This window comes from Nonomuraea sp. NPDC001684 (assembly GCF_053596515.1).
The window spans coordinates 1-9,890 of sequence record NZ_JBSFGJ010000347.1 but is presented as its reverse complement, the minus strand read 5'-3'; the positions used below and the strand labels follow the sequence as shown (position 1 = coordinate 9,890).

Below are 9,890 nucleotides of genomic sequence, written 5' to 3'. Positions count from 1 at the left end.
GCCGCCGCCATCTGGTTCGGCTCGAGTCGCCGAGGAACACGTTGACCATGCGGTTGAGGTACTGGAAGGTCACCGCGACCGCCACGAGCTCCACGGCCGCCGCCCCCGTCACCGGCGGCCCGCCGGCCCCGGGGGCGGCGCTCGCCCTGGCCCAGGCGGCCAGCGGCCGCAGCCCGGGATCGGCGGGGGTCAGCGCGCGCAGGGTCGCGCCGTGCACGTCCACGCAGTACGGGCAGGCGTTGCCGGCCGAGACCTCCCGCGCCACCAGCTCCCCGGCCACCCGCCCGGCCGCCCCGGCGGCCAGCAGCGACTCGCGCAGGACCAGCCAGCACGCGGCCAGGGCGCGCGGCGCGGGGGAGTGCAGGGCCACCGGCGGCGCGAGCATGCCGAAGTCCCGCTCGACCTGCTCGTACACCCGGGCCACCAGGCCGCGGGCGGCGCCCGGCCGCACCGGGCGGACGTGCCGCACCTGGGCGAGCGCGCCGGGCGCCGTCATCCGGCTGAACAGCCGTCCCATCGCCGGCGCCCTAACCGCGCAGCGCGGCGGCGGCCAGCGACGCGGTGGCCCGGCGGCCGGCGGTGGAGCCGTCCGGGGCGGGCGCGCCGTAGGAGACCTGCACGCCCCGCTCCCGCGCGGCCCTGACGATCCCCGGCACGGCCCGCTCGGCCAGCGCGGAGATGGTCATCGCCGGGTTGACGGTCAGCGCGCCCGGCACGGCCGAGCCGTCCGTGACGAAGATCCCCGGGTGCCCGCGCAGCTCGTGCCCGTCGTCCAGCGCCGAGGTGTACGGGTCGTCGCCGATCCGGCACGAGGCCAGCGGATGCACCGTGTACGCGCCGACCAGGTCGTTCGTCCACGGCGTCACCGTGGCCAGCCCGTCGCGCTCCAGGATCTCCTTGCACTCGGCGTCGGCCATCGCCCAGGCGGCCGAGGTGTTCGCGGTCGGCTTGTACGACAGCCGGCCGACGCCCAGCATCTGCTGGGACACCCGGTCGGCGTTGCCGCGCACGGGCGGCGGCCCGAAGACGCCCTCGTTGTCGTCCTCGATCATCTGGAAGATGATCAGCCAGGACCGCCAGCGTTCCAGCATCTCCTTCTTACGCAGCCCGAACCACGCCGGGTCGGGGCCGCCGGCCAGCGCGAGGATGGTGCCCAGGCCGGGCGGGAAGTAGAGCTGCTCCAGCGAGTAGCGGGTGTACTCGGGCAGCGAGCCGTCCAGCCGGTCCCAGTTGGCCACCGTCGGGCCCTTGCCGATCTGGTTGGCCGCGTACGCCAGGCCGTCGCCGCGCTCCAGGCCCAGCACCTCGCGCACGCGCTCCTCGTTCAGCACGGCGGTGTTGAGCCGCTCGCCGTTGCCGGAGAAGTAGCGGCCCACGGCGTGCGGCATCGCGCCGAGCGCGGCCTCGCTGCGCTGCAGGATGACCGGCGTGGCGGCGGCGCCGGCGGCGAGGACCACCACCTTGGCCTCGATTGTGCCCTCGCCCTCGGTCAGGCGGTAGTCCTCGCCATGGACGATCTTGTAGTGCACCCGGTAGGAGCCGTCGTGCGTGCGCTCGATGCTCTGCACCTCGTGCAGCGGCCGGATCCGGGCGCCGTGGGCGAGCGCCGCCGGCAGGTAGTTGACCAGCAGCGACTGCTTGGCGTCGAACCGGCAGCCGGCCATCATCCAGTTGCAGTTGACGCAGGATCCGGTGTCCACGGCCGCGGGCACGGGGTTGGCGGTGCGGCCCGCGTGCCGGCAGGCCGCCGCCCACAGGCCGCCGGAGTAGGAGACGTCCTCCCAGCCCTGCTGGGTGATGGAGATCGACTCGGCGACCCGGTCGTACCAGGGGTCGAGGGTGTCGCGGCTGATCGCGGCCGGCCACATGCGGCGCTTGATGCTGCCGCGGCGCTCGAAGACGAAGCGCGGCGCGCGCGGCATGGCCGCGAAGTAGACCACGCTGCCGCCGCCCACGCAGTTGCCGCCCAGCACGCTCATGCCGTCGCCGACGGTGAAGTCGAAGATGCGGGTGTAGGACGAGCCCAGCTTGAAGTCGTGCTCGTAGTCGGCCGACTCCAGCCACGGGCCGCGCTCCAGCATGACCACGTCGGCGCCGCCGGCGGCCAGGTGGTAGGCGGGGATCGCGCCGCCGAAGCCGCTGCCGATCACCAGCACGTCGGTGCGTTCGACGCCGTTCATGCGGGGCTCCCTGAAGCTGTCGTGTCCGGGTGGAGGTCGGCGAGGGGACGGCCGTAGGAGTAGGCGGGGAAGCGCCAGAGCCCGTCCGCGTCCGGCGGGGCGATGCCCATGGCGGTCAGGCCGGGATGCCCGGCCCTGATGGCGTCGGCGGTGTGCAGGTGGGCGGCGGAGTCGTAGGCCATGTAGCAGAACAGCACCAGCAGCACCCACAGCGCCTTCTCCGGGTGGCCGGGCGCGGTCAGCGTGCGCACCAGCGCGCCGCGCTCCTCGAACGGCAGGGCCACGAACGCCGGCACGCCCTCCTCCAGCACGATGCCGTGCTGGTCGGCGTGGGCGCGGGCGTGCTCGTTCAGCGAGCGGGCGTAGTCGTCCAGGCCCTCGGTGACGCCGGTGGCGTCCCATTCCAGCAGCTCGACGGCGCCGGCCGCGACCGCGCCGCCCGTCGGGCTCATGCCCGCCACCGCCCGGTCGTCCGGACCGCGCTTGGGGCCGGGCACGATGGTGTCCGCGAGCGCCTCCAGCGTCTCCACCCTCGTCTCGTAGAGCAGTGGACCCATGGGTACTCCCTCGTTCAGGTCGGCTTTCGGTCGGTACGGTCGGCGGGGTCGGTGCGCGCCAGCGCGGCCCGCAGGGTGCTCAGCGCCCTGACGGTCTGGCTGCGGACCGTGGAGGACTCGTTGCCCATGACCCGGGCGGTGTCCTCGGCGCTGCGCCCCTCCCAGAACCGGAAGAAGATCGTCGCCCGCTGCCGCGGCCCGAGCCTGGCCAGCGCGCCCATCAGCACGATGCGCTCGCCCACCAGGTCGTAGGGGTCCAGCGCCGCGGCCGCGTCGGGCGGCGCGCCGCTGAGCACCTCCCGCGACCAGCGCAGCGACCTGCGGTCGCTGATGAGCAGCCGCCGCATGATCTGCCGCGCGTACGCCTCGGCGCGGTCGCGCCGGTCGAGGCCGTCCCAGTGCCGGTGCAGCGCCAGCAGAGTGCGCTGGACGAGGTCGTCGGCCTCGTGCCAGTCGTCGGAGAGCCGGAAGGCCACCCGGCGCAGCATGGGCCTGGCCTCCCGCGCGAAATCAGCGAATTCCTGCCCCCGTACATCGGCCATCACCCTCACCCCCGGAACACGGCCGTGCAATTTCCGCTTTCTTCGGCATGCTCAGAATTGAATGCGCGGTGCGCCGCAACAACCCCTAACGGACGCCCCCGCGCCCTTATCCACAAAGGCTCCGCCGCCACCCCCTATTCGCCCCTGTGGGACCCCTGTTTTTCTCGCCGTACGCTTCCCGGTCGTTCTCGCGCGCATACGCTCGCGGCGTGAGCGCCTCCGGTGCGGCATTACTGGCGATCAGCGACCTCCATGTCGGATTTCCCGAGAACTGGGCGGCCGTCGAGGAGCTGCGCCCGCGCACCGAGGACGACTGGCTGCTGGTGGCGGGGGACGTCGCCGAGCGGCTGGACGCCTTCGAGCGCACGCTCGGCCTGCTCGCCGAGCGCTTCGCCAAGGTGGTGTGGGCCCCGGGCAACCACGAGCTGTGGACCACGCCCGGCGACCCCGGCCTGCGCGGCGAGGAGCGCTACCGGCGCCTGGTGCAGATCTGCCGGCGTCTCGGCGTGCTCACGCCCGAGGACCCGTACGCGGTCTGGACGGGGGAGGGCGGCCCGGTGGCCGTCGTCCCGCTGTTCCTGCTGTACGACTACAGCTTCCGCCCGCCCGGCACCACCCGGGAGCAGGCGCTCGGCCTGGCCCGCGAACAGGGGGTGGTGTGCAGGGACGAGTTCCTGCTGCATCCCGAGCCCTATCCCAGCAGGCAGGCGTGGTGCCGGGCCCGGGTGCGCGAGAGCGAGCTGCGGCTGGACGCGCTCGACCCGGCCCTGCCCACGGTCCTGGTCAACCACTTCCCGCTGCTGCGCGCCCCCACCCGCGTGCTGCGGCATCAGGCGCTGGCGCAGTGGTGCGGCACCGAGCAGACGGCCGACTGGCACCTGCGCTTCCGCGCCGCCGCGGTCGTCTACGGCCACCTGCACATCCCGGGCACGAGCTGGCACGACGGGGTGCGCTTCGAGGAGGTCTCGCTCGGCTACCCGCACGAGCGGCGTCCGCACCACCGCGACGGCCGGGCGCTCAGGCAACTGCTGCCGGCCCCCCGCCGCGAATGGGCCCGATAAAAATCGCATTCTCAGAGAAATTGCCGAGATTTCCGAAGATTTCCCAAAAAAGGGCGATTTGTCATGCAGCGTACTGCGCGCCCGAGAGCGTGTACCAGGTGGCAACCGAAAGGCAATGCATCCGGAGCGCCGAGGAATCGTCGCGCCCCCCGGGAATTCTCCGGCCGGAGAATCGACGGGGGACGCGCGCCCGAGGGCTTCCGGGTTCCGGGAGACCATATGGACGACGTCATCGAACGAGCGGTCCTGCGGGTCATCGAGAGCATGCAGGAGAACCACGGCGAGCAGCTCACCATTGACGACATGGCGCGGACCGCGATGTTCAGCAAGTTCCACTTCTCGCGCGTCTTCCAGCGCGTGACCGGGCTGTCCCCTGGACGGTTCCTGTCCGCGGTGCGGCTGCGCGAGGCCAAACGCCTGCTCGTGTCCACCTCGCTCAGCATCACGCACATCAGCCACCAGGTCGGCTACTCCAGCGTGGGCACCTTCAGCTCGCGCTTCACCCACAGCGTGGGCCTGTCGCCGAGCAGGTACCGGCAGTTCCTGAGCGTCACGGCGGCGGACCTGGCCGGCGGCGAGCGCGCGTTCGGCGGCCCGGCGGCGACCCTGCACGGCGTCGTGACCTCGCCGCTGGCCGACCGGCCGGTGTTCGCCGGCGTGTTCCCCGGCCAGATCCTGGAGGGCAGACCGGCGAGCTTCACCCTGATCGACCGGCCCGGCCCGTACGTGCTGGAGAACGTGCCCAAGGGCAGCTGGTACCTGATCGCCCAGTCCGTGGCCGAGTTCCGCGAGGACGCCGTGCACCACCCGCCCCAGGGGGACGCCGCGACGTGCATCGCGCGGATCGGGCCGATCGAGGTGGGCGGCGGCGGCAGCGAGCGCGCCGACCTGCGGCTGCGTCCCATGAACGCGCTCGACCCGCCCGTCCTGCTCGCCCTGCGCGACCTGCTGGCCTGGACCGACACCCACACCTGACAGGAAGGGCGGCACGTGCGGAAGGGCCCGCGGACGACGTCCGCGGGCCCTTGCGTGACCTCCGGTCTCTAGGCCGGGCTCACCGTCATCGGCAGGCCGCCGCGCACCCGCAGCGACAACATGGCCTCCGGGACCGCCCGCCGGCCGGGCAGCCCGGTCAGCCGCAGCTCCCGGGTGACCATCGCCAGCACGAACGTGGCCTCCATCATCCCCAGGTGGTTGCCCACGCAGAAGCGCGGGCCCGCGCCGAAGGGGATGTAGGCGTACCGCGGCCGGTCGGCGGGCGCGCCCGGCTCGAACCGCTCGGGACGGAACGCGTCCGGCTCCCGCCAGTACGCCGGATGCCGGTGCAGCGTGTACGGGCTGATGAGCACGTCCGCGCCCGCCGGGACCCGGTACCCGCCCACCTCGTCGTCCTCCCGCGCCACCCGGGTCAGCGCCCACACCGGCGGGTACAGCCGCATGACCTCCTCCAGCACCGCCGCCGTGTAGGTCAGCCTGCGCAGGTCCTCGTACACCGGCGGCCGGTCGCCCAGCACCGAGACGGCCTCCGCCCGCACCCGCTCGCGCACCTCCGGATGCCGGTCCAGCAGGTGGAAGGCCCACGACAGGGTGCTGGCCGTGGTCTCGTGCCCGGCCAGCAGCACCGTGACCAGCTCCTCGCGCAGGCGCTGCCGGGCGGCCCGCGGGTCCTTCCGCAGCCCGGTGGACTCGATCAGCAGCGACAGCAGGTCGCCGCCGCCGGTCGGGTTCGCCAGCCGCTCGGCCACCAGCAGGTCCACGACCCGGTACAACTCCCGCCGGGACCGGCGGAACCGCAGGTGCAGTGGCAGCGGCAGCCACAACGGCACCATGGCCAGCGTCACCATCTCGAACATGGCCTGGTCCTGGACGCCCTCGAAGGGGACCTGGTCTTCATCCAGGCCCAGCAGATCAACAAGGCGGGCGTGACGGTGATCATGGTGGAGCAGAACGCCCGCCGCTGCCTGCAGATCTGCCACCGCGGCTACGTGCTCGACCAGGGCCGCAACGCCTACACCGGCACCGGCAGGCAGCTCGCCAACGACCCCAAGGTCATCGAGCTGTACCTGGGCACGCTGGCCAAGGCGTAACCGGATCGAACGGAGAAGGGGCTCCCCCGGGGCCCCTTCTCCGTTTTTTAATGAACGCTGTGAAACGAATGCTGACAGTGGCGCTCGTCCTGCCCGTCCTGCTCGTCGGCTGCCAGGAGGACGCCTCCTCTGCGCAGCGGTACAGCACCGGCGGCGACCCGACCGACAGCCCGTGCGCGCGCGTGGTCTCGGCCATCGGCTACGCCGAACTGATGCTGAGGCCGAAGGGCCAGGAGGAGCAGCAGTACTTCGAGGACGCCGTCATCGGCCGGCTGGCCGAGCTGCGCGGCATCACGCTCCAGTTCGGCGACCGGCTGCCGGCCTCGCTGCACGCCGCCGTCCAGAGCGTCGAGACGGCCACCGCGGGCCTGTCCAGGAACGACGTGCCGCACGCGCGGCAGGTCGCGCTGCTGCGGCAGTACCGGGCCGCCGCCGAGCAGATCGTGGCCGGCTGCGCATGACGGAAGGGCCCGGTCCGCGCGGACCGGGCCCTTCTCGGGGTGCTGGGGGAGGCTGATCAGCCGGCGATGTTGCCGGTGCGGTACTCCAGCGCCTTGGTGGCGTACTTGTTGTCCTTGCCGTACTGGTAGATGCCGATGGTGGCCACGGCGGGGTCACCGGCGTCGTTGAACTCGACCGGGCCGCTCACGCCGTCGTAGTCGATGTCCTTGCCGGCCTTGAGCAGGTCGATGCAGCTCTTGAAGTCCTTGCACTTCTCGCCGCCCTTGCTGACCTCGGCCAGCTTGGCGGCGATGTCGGTGCCCGCGTCGCTCTTGGCGGCCTCGGCGGCCAGCGCGAGCAGGTTCATCGCGTCGTAGGACTCGGGGGCGTAGCTGTAGTCCTCCAGCTTGGGGTTGATGGCGAGGAGCTTCTTGCGGAACTCCTCCGGAGCGGCCGCGCCCGGGATGGTGCCCTTGACGCCGTCAAGCGTGCCCTTGGGCATCTTGATGTAGTTCGTGTTGGAGGTGTTGCCGTCGACCATGTACCACTTGTGCTTGTCGGCCGGCAGGCCCTGCTTGACCAGCTCCTGGATGACCTTGGCGGTCTCCTCGAACCCGATCAGGACGATGCCCTTGGGGTTCTTGGCCTTGATCTTCGCCACGTCGGCGGAGAAGTCGGCGGCCTTGGGGTCGTAGTCGACGCGCTCGACGACCTCGCCGCCGCCGTCGGTGACCGTCTTCTGCACCTGGTCGGCCAGGCCGGAGCCGTAGGAGTCCTGCATCGCCAGGATGCCGACCGTGTCGTTGCCGTCGGCGACCACCAGGTCACCGAGCACACGGCCCTGCAGCTTGTCCGGCGGCGCCGTCCGGAAGTACAGGCCCTTGTCCTCGATGGTGGTGAACTTGTCGGAGGTGTTGGCGGGCGAGAAGTGGATGACGCCCGCGCCCGTGATCTTGTCGATCACCGACTCCGACACCGAGGAGGACGCCGCGCCGATGATCGCGTCGGCCTTCTGGGCCAGCAGCTTGTCCACCGACTGCGAGGCGATGTTCGTGGTGGTGTCGCCCGAGTCGGTGTCGTACTTGGTGACGGGCTTGCCCAGCACGCCCCCGGCCTCGTTGATCTCCTTGATGGCCAGGTCGACGCCGGCGAACTCGGGCGGGCCGAGGAAGGCGAGCGAACCGGTCTGGGGCAGCAGCGTACCGATCGTGAGGGTGCCGTCGCCCTTCGCCGCGGGAGCCGACGAGGATGGCGCGGCCGGCTGCGAGGACTGCGTGGCGGTGTTGCTGCCGCCACCGCCGCAGGCCGTCAGGGCCAAGCTGGTGGCGGCCGCGACGGCCAGCGCCCGTCCCACGGGAGCAATGCGGATCATGAAGTGTCTCCTTCATTTCCAGGCCGGGATCGTCAGCACCGCCGAGCGCTCCCGATCGAATGACGGAAACGTACAAAATCGCCGTGTACTCGAACCAGATGGCGGGGTGAACTGTCGGCACTTGGATGCGGAGTCGTAATCAGTCCTCAACTTACGGACCTGCGCTAGCAGGCTTAATGTGCGACGGGTGAAGCGTTTTACGCCTGTCCTAGTCACGGCGGTCCTTCTTGCCGGGTGCGCCTCGTCGCCGCCGCCCCCGCCGCCTTCCTCGGATCCTCCCGCCGGCGTATCGGTCACGCTGGAGCAATGGCGTTCCGACGAGCCCGTGCACGCGCTGGAGGTGGCGGTCCGTAATACCAGCGGCATACCCGTGTATTTCGCCGACGTCCAGCTCGTGACGCCGTCGTTCAAAACACTGCCGCCGGAAAAGACGGACGCCACGATCAAGCGGACCGAGCGCACCGACCTGCGCATCACCTACGGCGCGGCCAACTGCCTGCCCGCGGGCCTGCCGCAGCTCCAGCCCGCCACCGTGGTGGCCAACATCCGCGCCGGCGCCGAGCAGCCGCGCCGGGTGGTCTTCAAGGTGCCGCACCCCAGCCCGCTGCTGACCCGCCTGCTTCGGGACGAATGCTCGGAATTCCTCATCAAGGAGGCCGCCGGCATCGAGTTCGGCCCCGACTGGAAGCAGGTGGGCAAGGAGATGCGGGGCAAGCTGGTGGTCACCCGGCGCGGCGCCGGCAAGGTGACGCTGACCGAGCTCGACGGCACCACGCACTACATCATCACGCCGGACGCCGGCGGCCGGCCCGTGGCCGTGCTGGAGGCCGGGCGGCAGCGGACGGAGGTGCCGGTGACGCTCACCCCCGGCCGCTGCGACCCGCACGCCTTCGCCGAGGCCAAGAAGGCGTTCCTGTTCCCGGTGCGGGCCACCGTGGACGGCGGCCCCGAGCGGGTGGTGATCGTGGTGCCGCCCAAGCCGCTGCAGGACCGGTTGATCCAGTACTCGTTGCGCGTGTGCGGCCTGGGCGGCGGGTGAGGGTCAGCCCTCGATGTTGCCCGTGCGGTACTCCAGGGCCTTGGGCGCGTACTTGTTGTCGTCGCCGTACTGGTAGACGCCGATCGTGGCCACGGCGGGGTCACCGGCGTCGTTGAACTCGATCGGGCCGCTGATGCCGTCGTAGTCGATGTCCTTGCCGGCCTTCAGCAGGTCGGCGCACTCCTTGAAGGTCTTGCACTTCTCGCCGCCCTTGCTGACCTCGGGCAGCTTGGCGGCGATGGACTTGCCGCTGTCGTCCTTGGCGGCCTCGGCCGCCAGGGCGATGAGGATCGCGGCGTCGTAGGACTCGGCGGCGTAGGTGTAGTCCTCGAGCTTGGGGTTGATCTCCAGGAGCTTCTTGCGGAAGTCCTCCGGAGCCTCGGCGCCGGGGATCGTGCCCTTGACGCCCTTGAGCGTGCCCTTGGGCATCTTGAGGTAGTTGGTGTTCGACATGTTGCCGTCCACCATGTACCACTTGACCTTGTCGACCGTCAGGCCCTGCTTGACCAGCTCCTGGATGACCTTGGCGCCCTCCTCGAAGCCGATCAGCACGATCGCCTTCGGGTTCTTGGCCTTGATCTTGGCGACGTCCGCGGAGAACTCGGCCGCCT

General features: G+C 71.3%; 10 protein-coding genes and 2 pseudogenes. 5 read left to right on the top strand and 7 right to left on the bottom strand.

Going from position 1 to position 9,890, the window contains the following annotated elements; translation table 11 throughout:
• The 4 genes and pseudogenes from ACWCSD_RS38980 to ACWCSD_RS38965 form a co-directional block, all read right to left on the bottom strand.
• A pseudogene (locus ACWCSD_RS38980) lies at positions 1–517 on the bottom strand (carboxymuconolactone decarboxylase family protein); the annotation flags it as partial.
• Between the two features lie 10 nt (positions 518–527).
• Positions 528–2,180 (bottom strand): GMC family oxidoreductase N-terminal domain-containing protein, encoded by a 1,653-nt coding sequence (locus ACWCSD_RS38975; protein WP_449922447.1) that lies wholly within the window; start codon positions 2,178–2,180, stop codon positions 528–530.
• Positions 2,177–2,737, bottom strand: a complete 561-nt coding sequence (locus ACWCSD_RS38970) for a DUF5987 family protein (protein ID WP_352330936.1) — start codon at positions 2,735–2,737, stop codon at positions 2,177–2,179. Before ACWCSD_RS38970 ends, ACWCSD_RS38975 begins: the two co-directional genes overlap by 4 nt.
• Before the next feature lie 14 nt (positions 2,738–2,751).
• Positions 2,752–3,279 (bottom strand): sigma-70 family RNA polymerase sigma factor, encoded by a 528-nt coding sequence (locus ACWCSD_RS38965; RefSeq protein ID WP_357982041.1) that lies wholly within the window; start codon positions 3,277–3,279, stop codon positions 2,752–2,754.
• Positions 3,280–3,488: 209 nt separating this feature from the next.
• On the opposite strand from ACWCSD_RS38965, the gene ACWCSD_RS38960 reads away from it, so the two are divergent.
• A complete protein-coding gene (locus tag ACWCSD_RS38960; protein ID WP_449922444.1) occupies positions 3,489–4,340 on the top strand; it encodes a metallophosphoesterase family protein in 852 nt (283 codons plus the stop codon).
• Positions 4,341–4,559: 219 nt separating this feature from the next.
• Complete coding sequence (locus ACWCSD_RS38955) at positions 4,560–5,315, top strand: AraC family transcriptional regulator (protein ID WP_358295129.1); 756 nt, start codon at positions 4,560–4,562, stop codon at positions 5,313–5,315.
• Positions 5,316–5,383: 68 nt separating this feature from the next.
• Here ACWCSD_RS38955 and ACWCSD_RS38950 read toward each other — a convergent pair whose 3' ends face one another.
• Positions 5,384–6,193 (bottom strand): cytochrome P450, encoded by an 810-nt coding sequence (locus ACWCSD_RS38950; RefSeq protein ID WP_449922441.1) that lies wholly within the window; start codon positions 6,191–6,193, stop codon positions 5,384–5,386.
• A gap of 57 nt (positions 6,194–6,250) precedes the next feature.
• Between ACWCSD_RS38950 and ACWCSD_RS38945 the strand changes: the two are divergent.
• Positions 6,251–6,427 (top strand): annotated as a pseudogene (locus tag ACWCSD_RS38945) (ABC transporter ATP-binding protein); the annotation flags it as partial.
• Between the two features lie 59 nt (positions 6,428–6,486).
• The gene (locus ACWCSD_RS38940; RefSeq protein WP_364331230.1) at positions 6,487–6,888 is read left to right on the top strand and encodes a hypothetical protein; all 402 of its coding nucleotides are present in this window, start codon (positions 6,487–6,489) and stop codon (positions 6,886–6,888) included.
• 56 nt (positions 6,889–6,944) lie between these two features.
• Here ACWCSD_RS38940 and ACWCSD_RS38935 read toward each other — a convergent pair whose 3' ends face one another.
• On the bottom strand, positions 6,945–8,240 hold the full coding sequence (locus ACWCSD_RS38935) for an ABC transporter substrate-binding protein (RefSeq protein WP_449922439.1): 1,296 nt from the start codon (positions 8,238–8,240) through the stop codon (positions 6,945–6,947).
• Positions 8,241–8,610: 370 nt separating this feature from the next.
• Between ACWCSD_RS38935 and ACWCSD_RS38930 the strand changes: the two genes are divergently transcribed.
• A complete protein-coding gene (locus tag ACWCSD_RS38930) occupies positions 8,611–9,279 on the top strand; it encodes a hypothetical protein (RefSeq protein ID WP_387666578.1) in 669 nt (222 codons plus the stop codon).
• A gap of 3 nt (positions 9,280–9,282) precedes the next feature.
• Here the strand turns inward: ACWCSD_RS38930 and ACWCSD_RS38925 are convergent.
• The coding region (locus ACWCSD_RS38925) for an ABC transporter substrate-binding protein (protein WP_449922437.1) at positions 9,283–9,890 on the bottom strand (608 nt) is incomplete at its 5' end.

Bases quoted from the DNA above. Each gene is read 5' to 3' on its own strand.
- ACWCSD_RS38975 (WP_449922447.1), bottom strand. From the start codon at position 2,180: ATGAACGGCGTCGAACGCACCGACGTGCTGGTGATCGGCAGCGGCTTC.
- ACWCSD_RS38970 (WP_352330936.1), bottom strand. From the start codon at position 2,737: ATGGGTCCACTGCTCTACGAGACGAGGGTGGAGACGCTGGAGGCGCTC.
- ACWCSD_RS38965 (WP_357982041.1), bottom strand. From the start codon at position 3,279: ATGGCCGATGTACGGGGGCAGGAATTCGCTGATTTCGCGCGGGAGGCC.
- ACWCSD_RS38955 (WP_358295129.1), top strand. From the start codon at position 4,560: ATGGACGACGTCATCGAACGAGCGGTCCTGCGGGTCATCGAGAGCATG.
- ACWCSD_RS38950 (WP_449922441.1), bottom strand. From the start codon at position 6,193: ATGTTCGAGATGGTGACGCTGGCCATGGTGCCGTTGTGGCTGCCGCTG.
- ACWCSD_RS38935 (WP_449922439.1), bottom strand. From the start codon at position 8,240: ATGATCCGCATTGCTCCCGTGGGACGGGCGCTGGCCGTCGCGGCCGCC.